The sequence below is a fragment of the Caldimonas hydrothermalis genome (genome assembly GCF_056746695.1).
In genome coordinates, this window is sequence record NZ_JBWQXA010000004.1 from 234,954 (window position 1) to 251,822 (window position 16,869).

General features: G+C 70.9%; 14 protein-coding genes. 7 read left to right on the forward strand and 7 right to left on the reverse strand.

All coding sequences use genetic code 11. The annotated features are described in order from the left end of the window. Positions 1 to 56 precede the first annotated feature (56 nt). Positions 57 to 401 (reverse strand): hypothetical protein, encoded by a 345-nt coding sequence (locus AC1ECW_RS07915; RefSeq protein WP_409706653.1) that lies wholly within the window; start codon positions 399 to 401, stop codon positions 57 to 59. A 327-nt stretch (positions 402 to 728) separates the two neighbouring features. On the opposite strand from AC1ECW_RS07915, the gene AC1ECW_RS07920 reads away from it, so the two are divergent. After that, positions 729 to 2,303: an OpgD/OpgG family glucan biosynthesis protein gene (locus tag AC1ECW_RS07920; protein ID WP_409706650.1), complete on the forward strand. Its 1,575-nt coding sequence runs from the start codon at positions 729 to 731 to the stop codon at positions 2,301 to 2,303. 68 nt (positions 2,304 to 2,371) lie between these two features. On the opposite strand, the gene AC1ECW_RS07925 is transcribed toward AC1ECW_RS07920, so the two are convergent. Genes AC1ECW_RS07925 through cbiB form a run of 3 tightly spaced genes read right to left on the reverse strand, consistent with a single transcriptional unit; the run spans position 2,372 to position 5,297 of the window. Continuing rightward, complete coding sequence (locus AC1ECW_RS07925) at positions 2,372 to 3,286, reverse strand: cobalamin-binding protein (RefSeq protein ID WP_481201573.1); 915 nt, start codon at positions 3,284 to 3,286, stop codon at positions 2,372 to 2,374. Continuing rightward, a complete protein-coding gene (locus AC1ECW_RS07930; protein WP_481201574.1) occupies positions 3,283 to 4,344 on the reverse strand; it encodes an aminotransferase class I/II-fold pyridoxal phosphate-dependent enzyme in 1,062 nt (353 codons plus the stop codon). Before AC1ECW_RS07930 ends, AC1ECW_RS07925 begins: the two co-directional genes overlap by 4 nt. Continuing rightward, positions 4,341 to 5,297 (reverse strand): adenosylcobinamide-phosphate synthase CbiB, encoded by a 957-nt coding sequence (gene cbiB, locus AC1ECW_RS07935; RefSeq protein WP_481201575.1) that lies wholly within the window; start codon positions 5,295 to 5,297, stop codon positions 4,341 to 4,343. Before cbiB ends, AC1ECW_RS07930 begins: the two co-directional genes overlap by 4 nt. Here cbiB and AC1ECW_RS07940 point away from each other — a divergent pair. Together AC1ECW_RS07940 and AC1ECW_RS07945 are read left to right on the forward strand one after the other, a co-directional pair. Further along, positions 5,296 to 6,801 (forward strand): cobyric acid synthase, encoded by a 1,506-nt coding sequence (locus AC1ECW_RS07940; protein WP_409709314.1) that lies wholly within the window; start codon positions 5,296 to 5,298, stop codon positions 6,799 to 6,801. The genes cbiB and AC1ECW_RS07940 overlap by 2 nt on opposite strands. A gap of 93 nt (positions 6,802 to 6,894) precedes the next feature. Next, the gene (locus AC1ECW_RS07945; RefSeq protein WP_481201576.1) at positions 6,895 to 7,854 is read left to right on the forward strand and encodes an alpha/beta hydrolase; all 960 of its coding nucleotides are present in this window, start codon (positions 6,895 to 6,897) and stop codon (positions 7,852 to 7,854) included. On the opposite strand, the gene AC1ECW_RS07950 is transcribed toward AC1ECW_RS07945, so the two are convergent. From AC1ECW_RS07950 to AC1ECW_RS07960, 3 genes are all read right to left on the reverse strand, one after another. Then, positions 7,787 to 9,034, reverse strand: coding sequence for a BaiN/RdsA family NAD(P)/FAD-dependent oxidoreductase (locus AC1ECW_RS07950; protein WP_481201577.1), 1,248 nt, complete (start codon positions 9,032 to 9,034; stop codon positions 7,787 to 7,789). The genes AC1ECW_RS07945 and AC1ECW_RS07950 overlap by 68 nt on opposite strands. 14 nt (positions 9,035 to 9,048) lie before the next feature. Further along, a complete protein-coding gene (locus tag AC1ECW_RS07955) occupies positions 9,049 to 10,782 on the reverse strand; it encodes a thiamine pyrophosphate-binding protein (RefSeq protein ID WP_481201578.1) in 1,734 nt (577 codons plus the stop codon). A gap of 107 nt (positions 10,783 to 10,889) precedes the next feature. Further along, positions 10,890 to 12,155: an MFS transporter gene (locus tag AC1ECW_RS07960; RefSeq protein ID WP_481201579.1), complete on the reverse strand. Its 1,266-nt coding sequence runs from the start codon at positions 12,153 to 12,155 to the stop codon at positions 10,890 to 10,892. 65 nt (positions 12,156 to 12,220) lie between these two features. Between AC1ECW_RS07960 and AC1ECW_RS07965 the strand changes: the two genes are divergently transcribed. The 4 genes from AC1ECW_RS07965 to nadC all read left to right on the forward strand — a co-directional run bounded on the left by AC1ECW_RS07965 (position 12,221) and on the right by nadC (position 16,694). Next, on the forward strand, positions 12,221 to 13,084 hold the full coding sequence (locus tag AC1ECW_RS07965) for an AraC family transcriptional regulator (protein ID WP_409708775.1): 864 nt from the start codon (positions 12,221 to 12,223) through the stop codon (positions 13,082 to 13,084). Between the two features lie 174 nt (positions 13,085 to 13,258). Continuing rightward, positions 13,259 to 14,602 carry a roadblock/LC7 domain-containing protein gene (locus AC1ECW_RS07970; protein WP_481201580.1) on the forward strand — a complete coding sequence of 448 codons (1,344 nt, stop codon included), beginning with the start codon at positions 13,259 to 13,261 and terminating at the stop codon, positions 14,600 to 14,602. 96 nt (positions 14,603 to 14,698) lie between these two features. Next, positions 14,699 to 15,811 carry a quinolinate synthase NadA gene (gene nadA, locus AC1ECW_RS07975; RefSeq protein WP_409708769.1) on the forward strand — a complete coding sequence of 371 codons (1,113 nt, stop codon included), beginning with the start codon at positions 14,699 to 14,701 and terminating at the stop codon, positions 15,809 to 15,811. Positions 15,812 to 15,815: 4 nt separating this feature from the next. Further along, the gene (gene nadC / locus AC1ECW_RS07980; protein ID WP_481201581.1) at positions 15,816 to 16,694 is read left to right on the forward strand and encodes a carboxylating nicotinate-nucleotide diphosphorylase; all 879 of its coding nucleotides are present in this window, start codon (positions 15,816 to 15,818) and stop codon (positions 16,692 to 16,694) included. The last annotated feature ends 175 nt before the right edge of the window (positions 16,695 to 16,869 follow it).

Genomic DNA, 16,869 nt, shown 5'->3' on the forward strand with positions numbered 1-16,869 from the left:
GCGCCGTTGTCTCATTTCTGCCGCATCCCATGCCAACGGTTCGTCACCGCACGCCATCAGGCGGCAGTCATGGGGACGGGCAATTCAGCCGGGCATTCCAGCCCTAGGCGCTCGCAGCGTTCGCGCAGCCGTTGCCAGCGCAGACTGATCGGCGCCTGCGGCAGGCTGTCGCAGACTTCGGCGAACATTCTCATCAAGGCACGACGCCGGCTGACCTCCAAGGCTCGCTGCCAGTCCTGCAGAATGGCTACCTGGACCTCGGGCGGCATCGACAGGAACTCCTCGTCCAGGTTGATCGAGCCCTGGGCCCGTTCCAGATCGGCGAACAGGCCTTGAACCGGGAGATGGAACGCACCGCAGGCGTCCTCCTGGTCATCCAACACGGCAAACACGCTTGTCATTCCGGACGCTCCTGCTCCTGGGCCCGCCGGACCCGCCACGGGCCCCAGGGCATTGACACCATTTCACACTCGACCCGCCGGCCCACGACACCGCGGCCTGTACGGCTATATCGCATCGGAAGCCAGATCTCTTGAGCTCACAACCCCCAGACCCGGGGCTCGCACCGCCTTGAAATGTGCATTCCTTCACGCTATGGACGGCTGTCGGAATTGTCCTACAGTTCCGTTCCCCTCCCGGCTGACGGGTCGGGGAGCCAGTGCGCCGCACACTGCCGCGATTCTTCCATGGCCGTTTGCGGCCACCGTTGCCGATTTGTCACCGCCCGCATGCAAAGACGCCACTTTGTTCACACCCTGGGGGCTCTCGCAACCCTGCCCTGGGCCGATTCCCTCCTGGCGGCATCGGCGAGCCAGCCAGCCCCCGCCGCGCAGCCCTTCGACCACGCCAAGCTCAAGGGTCATGCCCGCTGGCTGTCCGAACGCCCGTATCAGACCCGCTCGCGCCGGCTGCCCGCGGCGGTCGAGGCGCTGGACTGGGACCGGTACCAGTCCATCCGTTTCCGCCCCGAGCGGGCCCTGTGGCGCGATGAGGGCTTGCGCTTCCAGGCCCAGTTCTTCCATCTGGGCCTGTTCTTCAAGTCCCCAGTGCGCATCCATGAGGTTGTCGACGGGCAGGCCCGCGAAATCGCCTACCGGGCTTCGATGTTCGACCATCGCCAAAGCGGCCTGGACCCGGCCGCCCTGCCCGGCGATCTCGGGTTTGCAGGCTTTCGTCTGAACTTTCACACCGACCTGGAGCGCGACGTCTGCGCCTTCCTGGGGGCCAGTTACTTCCGTGCCGTCGGCGGACAATGGCAATACGGGCTGTCCGCGCGGGGGCTGGCCATCGACACGGCCATGCCCTACCCCGAGGAGTTTCCCGACTTCACCGCCTTCTGGCTGGAGCGGCCCGACCCGCAATCCAGCACCGTCGTCGTGCACGCCTTGCTCGACTCCCCCAGCATCGCCGGCGCGTACCGCTTGCGCATCACCCCGGGAGACACCCTCGTGATGGATGTGGACGCCAGCCTGTACCCGCGCAAGACCATCGAACGCCTGGGCATCGCCCCCCTGACCAGCATGTACCAGGTGGGAGAAAACGACCGTCGCATGGGCTACGACTGGCGCCCGGAGATCCACGACAGCGACGGCCTGGCCCTGTGGACCGGGGCAGGCGAATGGATTTGGCGCCCACTGACCAATCCGCGGCAGCTCGCCTTCAACGCGTTCCAGGACCGTCAACCGCGCGGCTTCGGGCTGCTGCAGCGCGACCGCAACTTCGAGAATTACCAAGACGATGGAGTCTTCTACGAGCGCCGGCCCAGCCTGTGGGTGGAACCCCGCGGCGACTGGGGAGACGGTTCGGTCCAGCTCGTCGAGATTCCCACCGTCGACGAAACCTTCGACAACATCGTCGCCTTCTGGAACCCGCGGCGCAAGCCCCAGGCGGGCGAGGAACTGCTCTACAGCTACCGCCTGCACTGGGGCACGCATCCCCCGGTCCAGCCTCCCTTGGCCCGGTGCGTGGCCACCCGCACCGGCCTGGGCGGCGTCGTCGGCCGGCCACGCCAATATTTCTCGTGGCGCTTTGCCGTGGACTTCACCGGCGGGGATCTCTCGCTGCTGGGGCGCAACGCCAACGTCAAGGCCGTCGTCACCCCCAGCCGAGGCCGCGTCGAGATCGTCTCGGCACGGCCGCTGCATTCCATCGGCGGCTACCGCGCGATGTTCGACTTGGTGCCGCCCGAGGACACCGAACCCATCACCATCCGCCTCTATCTCGAGCACGCGGGACAGCCGCTCACCGAGACCTGGCTGTACCAATGGAGCCCGCCGCCAATGACCGAGCGCAAGCTGTACTGACAACGAAAAAGCCACCCGCAAGGGTGGCCGACCTCAAAACAGGCTGGGAATCATCGGCGACCCGGCCACTATCGCCGCCCCCGTACCTCCTCCATCGCTTCACAAATCAGCGCCGCCCCCTGCAGCACCCTCGGTGTGGGCCGGTTGATGAGATCGCCGTTCACATAGAACAGGTTGCCGCGCTGCACGGCCGTGAGGCGGGGGAAGCGTTTCCAGCCGTCGAGGCTGTCCACCGGGCGGTGGGAGTGGGTGGCCCCCATGCTGGCGGCGAACATGAATTCGGGGTTGGCTTGCAGCACGGCTTCGTCGGACAGCGTAGGCACCAGGGGCTCCAATTTGCCGAAGACGTTGACGCCACCGCACAGACGGATCACGTCGCTCACCATGTGTTCGTCGTTCAGCGTCTTCAGGGGCTGGCGCCACACCTGGTAGAAGGTGGTCACGGGCGGGCGGCCGGCGTAGCGGTCGCGCAGGGATTGCAGTTGCTGGCGGTAGCTGTCGGCCGCCTGCGTGGCCTGGGCGCTGGTGCCCAGCAGGCGGCCCAGGCGTTCCAGGGCGCCGGGGATGTCGTCAAGGCGCCGCGGGTCGCTTTCATACACGGGGATGCCCAGATGGCCCAGCTTTTCGAGCTGGCGGCGTGCGTTGCCGTGGCGCCAGACGACGATCAGATCGGGCTTCAAGGCGGCCACGGCTTCCAGATCGACGGCCTTGTTGTCACCCACGCGGCGGATGGCCTTGGCGGCCTCGGGGTAATCGCTGAACTCGACCACGCCCACCAGGCGCTCGCCGCCCCCGGCGGCGAAGATGAGTTCGGTGGCATGGGGGGCGAGGCTGATCACGCGCTGGGCCGCTCGGGGCAGCGTCACCGTACGGCTGTGGTCATCGACCACGGTCACGGGCTGGGCGGACGCAGCCAGTGCGGCGCCCAGCCAGGCCCAGCCGAGCACCAGACGCAAGCCGCGAGACAGGACATTCGGTTTCATGGGGTCTTCGCTATGAAGGTGGTGGATGCGGTGGCCCGGCCGAAGGCGGCATCGAGCCGCTGCAAGGCGGCCTCGTCGGACGGCAGGCCCAGGCGCAGGGCCTGGAAGGCGGGGCCCTCGTGGCCGGCGGGCGCGGGCAGGTCGAACAGGCGCGTCCACACGCCCTGCGCGGCCAAGGCGTCGTGCAGCGCCGCAGCGCGGGAAGTGGGCACAGTGCGAAATAGCGTGGTGCCCAGGTGCGGCAGGCCGTGGCGCGTCAACAGCGCACCCAGGGCCTGCGCTTGGGCCTCTAGGCGCCCGCGCAGGGCCGCCTGCCAATGGGTATCACGCAGCGCCGCGGCAGCCAGTTGCAAGGCCACGCCGCCCACGGGCCAGGGGCCCAGCTCAGCGGCCAGGGCCTCGCGCCAGGCCTCTGGCGCCACCACCGCGCCCACGCGCAGCCCCGCCAGCCCGTAGAACTTGCCCAGCGAGCGCAGCACCACCGCGTTGCGCAAGCCCAGGCGGGCATGGCTGGGCTGGCCGGTGACGTCCAGGAAGGCTTCGTCGATGACGAGCAGGCGGCAGCGTGCAGCCAGGGCCTGCACGCGTGGGGTGTCGAAGGTATCGCCGGTGGGGTTGTTGGGGTGGGCGATGACGATCACGTCGGCCTCGGCTTGCCCCAGGTGTTCGCGGCTCAACCCCTGCACGGCGTGGCCTTCCAGCGCCCAGCGGGCGGCGTGTTCGCCATAGCTGGGCCACAGCACCTGCACCTGGGCGGCACCCCAGTGCCGCCGCCACAAGCGGGGCAAGGCCTGGATGACGGCCTGCGAGCCGGCCACGGGCAGCGCGCCTTCGCCATAGGCGGCCTCGAAGGCCTCGCGCACGGCGGCGTCCGGGCCCGGCAGGTCGTGCCAGGCCGCGTCAGGCAACCGCGCCAAGTGCTCGCGCACCGGCCAGGCCCAGGGGTTGATGCCGGTGGAAAGGTCGAGCCAGGGCTGGCCGCCGGGCGCGCAGCCGTAGCGTGCGATGGCGCGATGCAGGTCAGCGCCGTGGGGGATGCGGGGCGCAGCCGGGATCATGCGGCCACCCCAGCCAGCCCACTGAGCACCAGCAGCCACAGCACCAGCACGCGGCCCAGCAGGGCGCAGGCGCGGTGCACATCAGCCGCCTGCGGGCGCTCGCCCTCCCCCAGTGCGGGCCGCTCTTCCACACGGCCGTGGTAGCGCGCCGCCCCGCCCAGGCGCAGCGACAGCGCGCCCGCGCCGGCGGCCATCACGGGCCCGGCGTTGGGGCTGTCCCACAAGGACGCCTGGGCGCGCCAGCAGCGCCAGGCGCGGCGGGTGTGGCCCAGCAGCGCATAGCTGAAGGCCGTGGCGCGGGCGGGCAGCCAGTTCAACACGTCATCGATGCGCGCCGCGGCCCAGCCGAAGTGCAGGAAGCGCGGCGTGCGGTAGCCCCACATGGCATCCAGCGTGTTGGCCAGGCGGTGCAGCAGCGCGCCCGGCGCGCCCGCAATGGCAAACCAGAAGAGGCTGGCAAACACGGCATCGCTGCCGTTTTCCAGCGTGGACTCCACGGCCGCCGTGGCCACGCCGGCTTCGTCCAGGGCACTGCAGTCGCGCGTGACGATGCGCTGCACGGCGCGGCGCGCGGTGGGCAGGTCTTGCGCCTGCAGCGCCTGCCCCACGGGCCACACGTGTTCGAAGAGGCTGCGCAGGCCCAGCGCGGCGTACAGCACCAGGCCATCGAGCCCCCAGCGCCAGGCCTCGGGAGTGGCAGCCCGCAAGGCCAGGAAGCCGCCCACGATCGGCCCCACGGCCAGGCTCCAGGCCAGCAGGCCGCGCCCTTTAGAGGGGGAACGATTCAGCCTGTGTTCGATGAACCCCGCCCAGCGGCCGAAACCCACCAGCGGATGCCAGCGCTTCGGTTCACCCAGCAAGGCATCGAGTGCCACACCCAGCCACAGGCTCCACAGCCAGCCGGGCTGCGCGAGCGCAAGGTCGAAGGGGAAGGATGGAGGGGCGAAGGACATGGGGCGGGCCGGGCGAAATCATAATCGCGCGATGCCCTCCTTCTATGAACGCTTCCGCGGCACGCTGATGGTGCAGGGCTGCACGAGCGATGCCGGCAAGTCCACGCTGGTGGCGGCGCTCGGCCGGCTCTTCCATCGCCACGGCCGGCGCGTGGCGCCCTTCAAGCCGCAGAACATGGCGCTGAACTCGGCCGTGACGGCCGACGGTGGCGAGATCGGCCGCGCGCAGGCGCTGCAGGCCCAGGCCTGTGGGCTGGCGCCGCACACCGACATGAACCCGGTGCTGCTCAAGCCCAACAGCGACACCGGCGCGCAGGTGATCATCCAGGGCCGCGCGCGCTTCAATGCCGATGCGATCGAATACCACGAGTACAAGCCGCTGGCCCTGCCCTATGTGCTGGAGAGCTACGAGCGGCTGCGCGCCGCCCACGAGGTGGTGCTGGTGGAAGGCGCAGGCAGCCCGGCCGAGGTGAACCTGCGCGAGCGCGATATCGCCAACATGGGCTTTGCCGAAGCGGTGGACTGCCCGGTGATCCTGGTGGCCGACATCGACCGCGGCGGCGTCTTCGCCCACCTGCTGGGCACGCTGGACTGCCTGAGCGACAGCGAACGCGCCCGCGTGCGCGGCTTCGTGATCAACCGCTTCCGCGGCGACGTGTCGCTGCTGGAACCGGGCCTGCGCTGGCTGGAGGATCGCAGCGGCAAACCCGTGCTGGGCGTGCTGCCCTACCTCACCGGCCTGATGCTCGATGCCGAGGACGCCCTGCCCCGCGAGCGTCTGGCCAAGACCGATGCGCAGCGCCTGCGCGTGGTGGTGCCGGTGCTGCCGCGCATTTCAAACCACACCGACGTGGATGCGCTACGCATGCACCCGCAGGTGGAGCTGATCCTCGCCGGCCCGGGCCAGCCGCTGCCCCCGGCCGACCTGGTGGTGCTGCCGGGCAGCAAGAGTGTGCAGGCCGACCTGCGCGCCTTGCGCGAACGCGGCTGGGACCGCGACCTGGCCCGCCACCTGCGCTATGGCGGCAAGCTGATTGCCATTTGCGGCGGCCTGCAGATGCTGGGTCGCGCGCTGCACGACCCGCAGGGCCTGGAGGGCCCGCCGGGCTCGATGCCGGGCCTGGGCTGGCTGGCCCTGGAGACCACGCTCGCGCCCGAGAAACAGTTGCGCCAGGTGCACGGCCGGCTGCTGCCCGGCGGCGAGGCGGTAGCGGGCTACGAGATCCACGCGGGCGTGAGCACGGGCGCGGCGCTGGACCACCCGCTGCTCGATCTCGGCGGCCGCCCCGACGGTGTGCGCGACCCCGGCGGCCAGATCCTGGCCACCTATGTGCACGGTCTTTTCGACGCCCCCGAGGCCCAGGCCGCGTTGCTGCGCTGGGCAGGGCTCGACGCCGCTGCCGCCATCGACCTGAACGCCCTGCGCGAAGCCAGCCTGAACCGGCTGGCCGATGCCGTGGCGCAGCATCTGGAGGACGCCGCCTGGCGCCGGGCGCTGGGCTAGCGTTGCTGCGGCTTCACGATTCTTGACATCCGAACCCCTCGCGCTTTGCAAGCCTTGCCGAAGATGCGCTCATCGCCACCACCGGAGCTCTGCATGAAACCGTCCCCGCACCGTCGCTTGCTCCTGATGGGCGCCCTGGGCCTGACCGGCCAGACTTTGCTGGGCTGCGCCAGCCCGGCCGAGGCACGGCATCCGTCGTCCATTCCCCCCGCCGAAGCCGGCCCCCCGCGGCTGGACCGGGACATCCCCTATGGCCCCCATCCGCGCCAACGCCTGGATGCCTACTTGCCGTCGGGACCGGCCAGTGGCGCGCTCCTCGTGATGGTGCATGGCGGCGCATGGCGATTCGGCGACAAGGCGTTACGCCGGGTGGTGCATCACAAGGTGCAACGCTGGCTCCCGCAGGGCCATGCGTTCGTCTCGATCAACTACCGCCTGCTGCCCGAGGCCGACCCGCTGGAGCAGGCCCGGGACGTAGCCCGTGCGGTGGCCTTCGTACAGGCCCAGGCACGCGGCTGGGGAGCCGACCCCGATCGCATCGTGCTGATGGGGCATTCGGCCGGGGCGCACCTGGCGGCCCTGGTGACGGCCGACCGCGGCCTGGCAGGAGCCCAGGGCGTGCGCCCCTGGGCGGGTACGGTGTTGCTGGACAGCGCGGCCCTGGACGTGCCGGCCCTGATGCAGGACCAGCCGCTGCGCCTGTACCGCAACGCCTTCGGCGACGACCCCCGCTACTGGCGCCAGGTGTCACCGGTGCACCAGTTGCAGCCCCGGCCTGCGCCGCTGCTGCTGGTTCATGCCGCCCGGCGCGACGACGCGCGCGAGCAGAACCAGCGCATGGCCCAGGCGGTGCAGCAGGCCGGCTGGCGGGCGGTGTTGATGCCCGTGGACTTGTCGCACGGCGACATCAACAGCGAGCTGGGCCGCCCGGGGCCCTACACCGAGGCGGTGGAGGCGTTTTTCGCCTCGGTCGGGGTGCGCGGTATCACACAGCACCCAGCCAGCGCGCCACCCCCTGGCCGGCCCAACGGCCACTGGCAAAGCAGGCTGTGAGCAGGTAGCCGCCGGTGGGAGCCTCCCAGTCGAGCATCTCACCGGCGCAGAACACCCCGGGCAGCGGGCGCAGCATCAGGTGCTCGTCCAGGGCCTCGAAGCCCACGCCGCCGGCCGAGCTGATGGCCTCATCCAGCGGGCGTGGCGACACCAGCCGCAAGGGCAAGGCCTTGAGAGCGGCTGCCACGGCCACGGGTTCGTCCTTGGCCAAGGGGCCCAGCACCTCATGCAGCAGCGCCACCTTCAGGCCCTTGAGGCCCAGGCGGCTTTGCAGGTGGCTGGACCACGAACGCGAACCGCGCGGGTGGGTCACCTCGGCCAGCACCCGCTCGGCCGGCCAGTCGGGCATGAGGTCGAGGTGGATGTCCACCCATCCCCGGGCCGCGATCGCCTCGCGCAGCAGGCGCGATGCCGCATAGACCAGGCTGCCCTCGATACCGGTGTCGGTGAGCACGAATTCGCCCCGGCGCACGAAGCGCTCGCCGCCGGGGGCGGTCAGGCTCAGCACCACCGGCTTGACCGGCTGGCCGGCAAAGCGGCTGCGCAAATGCTCGGACCAGCCCGGCACCGTTTCGCCCTGAGGCCCGGGGCGGGCCACGTCGAAGCCGCAGTTGGCCGGCAGCAGCGGCCGCACCGCCACGCCCCGCCCGGCCAGCAGCGGCACCCAGGCTCCGTCGGAGCCCAGGCGCGACCAGCTCCCGCCCCCCAGGGCCAGCACGACGGCCTCGGGCTGCACGAGGACCGGGCCGGTGGGCGTGTCCATGACCAAGTCGCGCGCCCCAGACCAGCCAACCCAGCGGTGACGCATGTGCAAGCGCACCCCGGCCTCGCGCAGCCGGTGCAGCCAGGCGCGCAGCAAAGGCGCGGCCTTCATGTCCTTCGGAAACACGCGCCCCGAGGTGCCGACAAAGGTCTCGATGCCCAGGCTGCCCGCCCAAGCGCGCAGGGCCTCGGCGCCAAAGGCCTCCAGCCAAGGCGCCACCGCAGCCCGCTGTGGGCCATAGCGCGACAGAAACGCCGGCGGCGGCTCGGAATGCGTGAGATTGAGCCCGCCCTTGCCGGCCAGCAGGAACTTGCGGCCGGCCGAGGGCATGCGGTCGTACACATCCACGGCCAGCCCCAGGCGGCTGAGGGTCTCGGCGGCCATCAGGCCGGCCGGACCGGCGCCGACCACCGCCACGCGCGGCCGCACCCTCAGCCCCCTGCCGGACGGGCCGCTGCGCGCAGCGCACTGAGCGTGGTGCGGCTGGTGATGACCTCGGCGTCGAGCTTCAGGTGCAGCAGCGTGGGCGTGTGGCGAGCCAGTGCAGCACGGAAGGCCGGCTCGAAGTCCTCGGTGCGGTCGATGCGTGCCGCCTCCCAGCCGTGGGCGCGGGCCAGCATCGCGAAGTCGGGGTTGAAGAGATCGCTGCCTGACACCCGCCCCGGGAACTCGCGTTCCTGGTGCATGCGGATCGTGCCGTAGGTGCCGTTGTCCACCACCAGCACGATGAGCGGCCCCGACTGCGCGTTGCGGTAGCCCGTGGCCGTGGCCAGTTCCTGGCCGGTCATCAGGAAGTCGCCGTCGCCGGCGATGTTGATCACCGTGCGTCCGGGCTGCAGCAGGCTGGCCGCCACGGCGGCCGGCACTCCATAGCCCATGGCGCCCGAGGTGGGGGCGAGCTGGGTGCGCTGCCCCGCGGCCAGGCCGGGGTATTCGTAGTAGCGGTGCAGCCAACCCGAGTAGTTGCCGGCGCCGTTGGTGAGGACAGCATCAGCGCGGCCCAGCTCGCGCAGCACACGCTGCATGCCTTTCACCACCTCGGCCAGGTCCATGGGGCCCGGCGGCGGCGTTGAGACGCGGTTGGCCTCGCGGTCGGCGCACACGCCGGCGGTCCAGTCGGCCCAGGGCCGTTGTGGCGGCGCCGCCAGGCTCGTCAGGGCGGTGGCGGCGCAGGCCATCGAGGCCTGCACCAGCAGGTCGGCGGCATAGACACGGCCCAGCTCCTCGGCCCCGGCGTGGAGGTGGATGAGCTGCTGGCGCGGGCGCGGTGCCTCGATCAGCGTGTAGCCGCTGGTGGTCATCTCGCCCAGGCGCGGGCCCACGGCCAGGATCAAGTCGGCCTCGCGGATGCGCTGGGCCAGCTTCGGGTTGATGCCGATGCCCACATCGCCCGCGTACAGCGGGTGGGTATTGTCGAAGAGGTCCTGGAAGCGGAAGGCACAGCCCACCGGCAATTGCCAGTCCTCAGCAAAACGCTGCAGGGCCTGGCAGGCCGCGGGCGTCCAGCCACCACCGCCGGCGATCACCATCGGCCGCTTCGCCGCCACCAGCATTTCGCGGATGCGGCGCAGTGCGCCCGGTGTGGGCCAGGCCTGGGCCGGCTCCACGCGGGGCAGCACGGGCGTGTCGATGCGCTGCATCAGCATGTCCTCAGGCAGCGCCAGCACCACCGGGCCGGGGCGGCCCTGCATCGCCACATGGAAGGCCCGTGCCACGTACTCCGGCAAGCGCTCGGGGCGGTCCACCTCGGCCACCCACTTCGCAAAGCCGCCGGTGCTGGGGCCGAACATGGCGCGGTAGTCCACCTCCTGGAAGGCCTCGCGGTCGCGGAAGTCACTGCCCACCTGGCCCACGAAGAGGATCATCGGCGTCGAATCCTGGTAGGCCGTGTGCAGGCCGATGCTCGCATTCGTGGCACCGGGCCCGCGGGTGACGAAGCAGATGCCTGGGCGCCCGCTGAGCTTGCCCTGGGCCTCGGCCATGAAGGCCGCACCGCCTTCCTGACGGCAGGCGATGAAGCGGATGCGCTCGCGGTGTTCATAGAAGCCGTCCAGCACGGCGAGGAAGCTCTCGCCGGGCACGCCGAAGACAGTGTCCACGCCCTGGGCGACCAGGGCCTCGACCAGGGCATGGCCCGCCAGGCGGGAAGCCGGGGTGGGGATCATGGAGGGTTCTCCTTGCTGCAGACGGGCCGATTATCCTGGCCCGCCTGCCCACGACGTGCTGCCGCCATCGCCTGACGAGGGTGGCCGGCCGCCCTCGGGGCCACCTTTCAGGCCGCTGCTCCCGCTGGCGTCTTGCGGCCGGCCGCCACGCGCGTGCCCACCCAGGCGGCCGACACCACGGCAAACAGCAGGGCAAAAGCCGCCGCATAGAAAATGCCCGGGGCGGCGCCGCGGTCCATCAGCAGCCCCAGCAGCGGCGGCGCCACGGCAAAGCCCAGATCCAGACCGGAATACACCGTGCCATAGACCCGCCCGGTCGCGCCGGGTGGCGCTGCCCGTTTGATGAGCATGTCGCGCGAAGGGCCGGCAAGGCCCGTGCCCAGCCCGGCCAGGGCCGCCACCAGCACCGCGCCAGGCCCCGGCAGCACCCCCAGTCCCACCACGGCCAGCAGCACGCCCGAGCCCACGAGGGACACGCCGATCGTCCGCTCGAGCCGCTCGACCTTGGCCACGAGAAAGCCCCCGATCACCATGCCGGCCGCACCGGTCAACATGTAGCCGGTCACCACCAGCGAGGTCACCGCCAGCGGCAGGCCGTACAGCGACTGCAGCGCGGGGCTCGCGAAGCTCTGGATCGCACTCAAGGCACAGGTGGTCCAGAAAAAGAACGAGAAGCACAGCCACACCGAGGGCAGCTTCAGAAAAGCCATCGGATGCTCAGCCGCGGTGCCGGGGGCCTGCGGCCGGGTGGCGTGGGCCCAGCGGCCCTGGCGGTCGTCCAGCGCCTGTCGGTGCCAGACCATCGCCATCAGGACGAGCGCAGCCAGCAGGGCCGCCCCGGCGCAGGCCACACGCCAGGAGCCCGTGGCCGCCGTGAGGCCGGCCATGAAGACCGGCGCCGCCGCCCAGCCCAGGTTGCCCGTGATGCCATGCACCGAGAAGGCATGCCCCAGCCGCGGCTGAGAGACCCGTTTGTTGAGGATGGTGAAGTCCACGGGATGGAAAGGCGCATTGCCCAGGCCCGCCAGCGCCGCGGCCAGCAGCAGCCCGCCATAGCCCGGCGCCCAGGCGGCGACCAGCCCCGCCAGGGCGAAGCAGGCCAGCGCCGCGAACAGAACCGGCCGCGCGCCCACCCGATCGACCAGGAAGCCCGACAGAGCCTGCCCCACGCCGGAGATCACGAAGAACACCGACACCAGCAGCCCGAGCTGCGAGTAGTTCAGCGAGAAGTCGCTGATCAGCCACGGGAACAGCGGCGGCAGCAACATATGGAAGAAGTGCGAGGTGCCGTGGGCCAGCCCCACCAGGCCGATGGTGCGGGCGTCCTGCGCCAGCGGTGCCGCGCCCGGGGCGCTCGAAGTCGTCGTGCTCATGGACGTGATGGTAGGCACGATGACGGCGGCAGGTTTACGATAGCAGGTCAAGTTTTGTCGCAAACATGCCAAACCCGGCTTCCGGCCCCCGCTCGCGCGATCTGTCCTACGTCGGGCCGCTGACGCCCCACCTGTACCGGCCCAGTCCGCAGCGGCCGGTGCGCGCCAAGCTGCACCATCTGCGTGCCGACACGCAAGTGGTGCCGCACCGCCATCCCTGGGCCCAGCTTGCGATCTCCACGACCGGCGTCACGCGCCTGACCGTCGCCCGCGGCAGCTACATCGTGCCGCCCTCGCGGGCCCTGTGGATTCCGCCCGGCGTCGAGCATGCGGTCACCGTGGTCGAGGACGCCGACCTGCGCACTCTCTACCTGTACCAGCCCGAGGGCCACTGCGGCCCGGACGTGCCGGCCCACGAGCAGCCGCGCTGGCGCGAATGCCGGGTGCTGGAGGTCTCGGGCCTGCTGCGTGCCCTGGTGCTGGAGATGGACACCCGGCCCGACGGCCAGGCCGAGCTCACGCCCGCCGAACGGGCCCGCGAAGGCCTGCTCGGTGCCCTGGTGCTTGACGAACTGCGCCGCGCCGCCGTCGTGCCTCTGGGCGTGGACCTGCCGCGCGACAAGCGGCTGCGCCAGCTGTGCGAGGCCGTGCTGGCCGACCCGACCCGGCACGCCACACTGGCGGCCTGGGCCCGCGACACCGGCGCCAGCCTGCGCACCGTGGCCCGGCTGTTCCGGGACGAACTGGGCACCACCTTCACCCGCTGGCGCCAACGGGTCGTGCTGGCCCATGCCGTCGCGCGGGCGGCCTCGCACCAGTCCGTGGGCCAGATCGCCGCCGAGCTGGGCTACAGCCCCAGCGCCTTCAGTGCGATGGTGCGGCGCACCATGGGATGTTCACCGCGGGAATTGCTGGCCGGCCCTCGCTGAGCCCGACACGGCCGGAAGCCCGGCACGCACCTTCCGTCGCCGTGAACCGACCGTTCATGGGGGTCATGCCGGACGGCCCGGGCGCGGCGGTGCGCCTGCGCCTACACTGGCAGCAGACTTCGCCTGCGGCACCCCAGCTTGCCAGGAATGCCGCCAGCCCCCGAGGAGCTTGCCATGCTCACCTCCCTCTTCGGCGATCTCAACCCGCTGGGCGGCCCGTCGGGCCGGGCGCTGCGTAACGCCGGCCCGCGCGATGCGGCCGACTTCGCCGCCACCGCGATCCTGGAAAGCCATGCCACCGAGGTGACCGACCGCGGCCACATGGTCGACAAGCACACGCGCGACCTGTTCATCGTCGGTTCGCCGGCCGAGGCCATCCGCCAGCACCTGGCCGCCTCGCGGGCCGACCTCGACCATGCCGCACGCCAGATCACGCTGCACGACCCGGCACGCATGTGGGCTGGTGGGGTCATCAAGGCCCTGTCCGACGCTTCTGGCCAGCCCATCGAGCGGTTGCATCTGCGCCACCAGAGCACGCTGGCGTCGATTGCGCTGATCGAGCGCACCGCCCTGCCCCGCCGCGTGGACGACCCGCTCAAGATCTACCACGCCGACGTGCGCGATGCGAGCCAGGAAGCCCAGGTCATCCCGATCGCGCTGATGGAACGCAGCCACCTGAGCGCGATCATCATGGCGCCCATGCCACAGGCGCTCTTCGACGAGATCGTCGCCACCCTCAATGCCGCCGCGCATGGCGAGCACTGGCACTGCCCGCACCTGCTCTTCCTGCTGTCGGCCCCGGTGGCCCCGCTGGCCACACGCATCGCCGCCGTGGCTTGGCCGAGCGCGCTCAACGTGATGGTCAGCACCGAACCGATGACCAGCGCCTCGGGCGTGTGGAACTCCGTGCTCAACACCTGGAACCGCGTCAAGCACCTCCCCCACGGAGCACAGGCCCGGCTGCGTGCGCCGACCCTGCCGGGTGGAGACTTTCCGGTGCGCATCGGTGATCTCGCCGTCGACGCTGCCACCGCCGAGGCGGCGCCACCTGCCGACGACGCTGCGGCAGGCGCCGCCCTCACCCCGCTGCCGGAAGTCCACGAGATCGGCCCGGCGCGGCTCGTGACCGATGTGCTGCGCACCAACGTCGACGAGGCCCGCGTGCTGCGCGTGCTCGAACAGCTCATGCGCATCGAAGGCGTGTTGGGCAGTTGCGTCGTGGACCTCACCACCGGGCTGGTGCTGGGCCAGCAACTCGCCGACGACGCCGAGGAGCTGTCCCTCGATCTCGCCGCCGCCACCGCCACCGAGGTGCTCAAAGCCCACCGCCGTGCCGCGCGCGACCTGGGCGGCGACCGTGTCGACGAGGTCATCGTCACCCTCGGCCGGCGCCAGCAGATCCTGCGCAGCGTCAACCAGCATGCCGACCTCTTCCTCTTGGTCGTCCTGGACCGGCAACGCACCAACCTCGCCCTGGCGCGCTTCCGGGTGATGGACGCGGAGAAACTGCTGGCCTGAACGCCCGCCCCTGCGGCACAGGGAGGGCCGCTGGGCTACCATGCAGCCCTGAGTATTGCTCTTGATGCGGGCCGCCCCCACGCGGCCCCAGCCGCCATGGAATCCGTGATCTACGACTACACGCGCCAGGATGCCCGAGGTGCGAGCTGTACAGCCCATGCCTGGGCGAAAGTGCCTGAGCCCCTGGGCCCGGCCGAACGCGAAGCCACCCGCCAGCGCATCCGCCAGTTGCTGGCCGAGCGCGATGCCGTGCTCATCGCCCACTACTACGTCGACGGCGACATCCAGGACCTCGCCCTGGAGACCGGGGGCTGCGTGTCCGACTCGCTCGAGATGGCCCGCTTCGGGCGCGACCATGCCGCGCGCACCCTCATCGTGGCCGGTGTGCGTTTCATGGGCGAGACCGCCAAGATCCTGAGCCCCGACAAGACCGTCCTGATGCCCGATCTGGACGCCACATGCTCGCTCGACCTGGGCTGCCCGCCCGACGAGTTCGCCGCCTTCTGCGACGCCCACCCCGACCGCCAGGTCGTCGTCTACGCCAACACGAGCGCCGCCGTCAAAGCGCGTGCCGACTGGATGGTGACCAGCTCCTGCGCCCTGGCCATCGTGCGCCACCTCAAGGAGCAGGGCCACAAGATCCTCTGGGCGCCCGACCGTCACCTGGGCCGCTACATCCAGGAACAGACCGGCGCCGACATGCTGCTGTGGAACGGTGCGTGCATCGTGCACGACGAATTCAAAGGGCTCGAACTGGAACTGCTGCGCAAGGAGCATCCCGAGGCCCTGGTGCTCGTCCACCCCGAATCGCCGCGCAGCGTGGTCGAGCAGGCTGATGTGGTGGGCTCGACCAGCCAGCTCCTCAAGGCCGTCGTCGAAGGCAGCGCCACCGAGTACATCGTGGCCACCGACAACGGCATCTTGCACCGCATGCGCCAGATGGCCCCCGGCAAGACCCTCATCGAAGCTCCCACCGCCGGCAGCGGCGCCACGTGCAAGAGCTGCGCCCACTGCCCCTGGATGGCCATGAACGCCCTTCAAGGCGTGCTGGCCTGCCTGGAGCGCGGCAGCGGCGAGATCACCGTGCCCGAACCCGTGCGCAGCCAGGCGCTGGGCTGCATCGACCGCATGCTCGACTTCGTCGCCCGCAACCCGGCTGCCATCGCCCGGCCGCAGCACGGCTTCGTGCGCCACCTCGGAGCCGCCTGAGCCCATGTTCGACCACAACGAAACCCTGGCCGAAGCCCGCGAACGCAACGTCCGCGAGGCCCTGTTCGAGGACGTGGGCCGTCGCGACTGGACGGCCGAGCTCGTACCGGCCGCCCAGCGCGTGCGCGCCCGGGTGCTGCTGCGCGAAGCGGCCGTGCTGTGCGGGCGCGAATGGTTCGACGCCTGCATGCACGCCGTCGATCCGGCCACGCAGATCCACTGGCGGGCGACCGAAGGGGCCGAGCTGAGCGCCGACACCGTGGTCTGCGAGATCGAGGCGCGCGCGCGCGCGTTGCTCACCGCCGAGCGCCCTGCCCTGAACTTCCTGCAACTGCTGTCGGGCACGGCCACCGTCACCCGGCAGTACGCGCGGGCCATCGAAGGCGCCTGCCCCCACCCGCGCGGCTGCGCCATCCTCGACACCCGCAAGACCTTGCCGGGCCTGCGGCTGGCCCAGAAATACGCCGTGCGCGTGGGCGGCGGCCGCAACCAGCGCCTGGCCCTGTACGACGGCATCCTGATCAAGGAGAACCACATCGCCGCCGCCGGCGGCATGACCGCCGCGCTGCGCAACGCCCAGGCCCTGGTGCGCGCAGCAGGCGCCGACGTCGGCATCCAGATCGAGGTGGAAACCCTGGAGCAGCTCGAAGAAGCCCTGCAGGCCGGCGCCACCAGCGTGCTGCTGGACAACTTCGACCTCGAACGCATGCGCCAGGCCGTGGCCCTGAACGCCGGGCGGGCCCTGCTGGAAGTCTCCGGTGGCGTGGGTCTCGACCAAGTGCGCGCCATCGCCGCCACTGGAGTCGACCGCATCTCCATCGGCCGCCTCACCAAGGACGTGAAGGCCGTGGACTTCTCGATGCGGGTGGTCCAGCGGCTCTGATCCCCCTTGATCGGGGGGGCACGCCCCCAACGGCGCCCCGCGCCCCACGTTTGTCACACCCTGTTTCCAAAACCAGCTGGCCTGTGCTGGGAGGGGCTTGCTAGCATCGCGCGGCTTTCAGGGACAAGGACAAGCAAGGGAGGCCTGATGAGCGAGCCTTTCGATGCGGGCGCGC

What these genes read in the sequence shown, in the direction of transcription:
- AC1ECW_RS07970 (WP_481201580.1), top strand. Translation starts at nt 13,259, where the DNA reads ATGCTCACCTCCCTCTTCGGCGATCTCAACCCGCTGGGCGGCCCGTCG.
- AC1ECW_RS07930 (WP_481201574.1), bottom strand. Translation starts at nt 4,344, where the DNA reads ATGATCCCGGCTGCGCCCCGCATCCCCCACGGCGCTGACCTGCATCGC.
- AC1ECW_RS07940 (WP_409709314.1), top strand. Translation starts at nt 5,296, where the DNA reads ATGGGGCGGGCCGGGCGAAATCATAATCGCGCGATGCCCTCCTTCTAT.
- AC1ECW_RS07955 (WP_481201578.1), bottom strand. Translation starts at nt 10,782, where the DNA reads ATGATCCCCACCCCGGCTTCCCGCCTGGCGGGCCATGCCCTGGTCGAG.
- AC1ECW_RS07960 (WP_481201579.1), bottom strand. Translation starts at nt 12,155, where the DNA reads ATGAGCACGACGACTTCGAGCGCCCCGGGCGCGGCACCGCTGGCGCAG.
- AC1ECW_RS07945 (WP_481201576.1), top strand. Translation starts at nt 6,895, where the DNA reads ATGAAACCGTCCCCGCACCGTCGCTTGCTCCTGATGGGCGCCCTGGGC.
- AC1ECW_RS07965 (WP_409708775.1), top strand. Translation starts at nt 12,221, where the DNA reads ATGCCAAACCCGGCTTCCGGCCCCCGCTCGCGCGATCTGTCCTACGTC.
- AC1ECW_RS07925 (WP_481201573.1), bottom strand. Translation starts at nt 3,286, where the DNA reads ATGAAACCGAATGTCCTGTCTCGCGGCTTGCGTCTGGTGCTCGGCTGG.
- AC1ECW_RS07920 (WP_409706650.1), top strand. Translation starts at nt 729, where the DNA reads ATGCAAAGACGCCACTTTGTTCACACCCTGGGGGCTCTCGCAACCCTG.
- nadA (WP_409708769.1), top strand. Translation starts at nt 14,699, where the DNA reads ATGGAATCCGTGATCTACGACTACACGCGCCAGGATGCCCGAGGTGCG.
- cbiB (WP_481201575.1), bottom strand. Translation starts at nt 5,297, where the DNA reads ATGTCCTTCGCCCCTCCATCCTTCCCCTTCGACCTTGCGCTCGCGCAG.
- AC1ECW_RS07915 (WP_409706653.1), bottom strand. Translation starts at nt 401, where the DNA reads ATGACAAGCGTGTTTGCCGTGTTGGATGACCAGGAGGACGCCTGCGGT.
- nadC (WP_481201581.1), top strand. Translation starts at nt 15,816, where the DNA reads ATGTTCGACCACAACGAAACCCTGGCCGAAGCCCGCGAACGCAACGTC.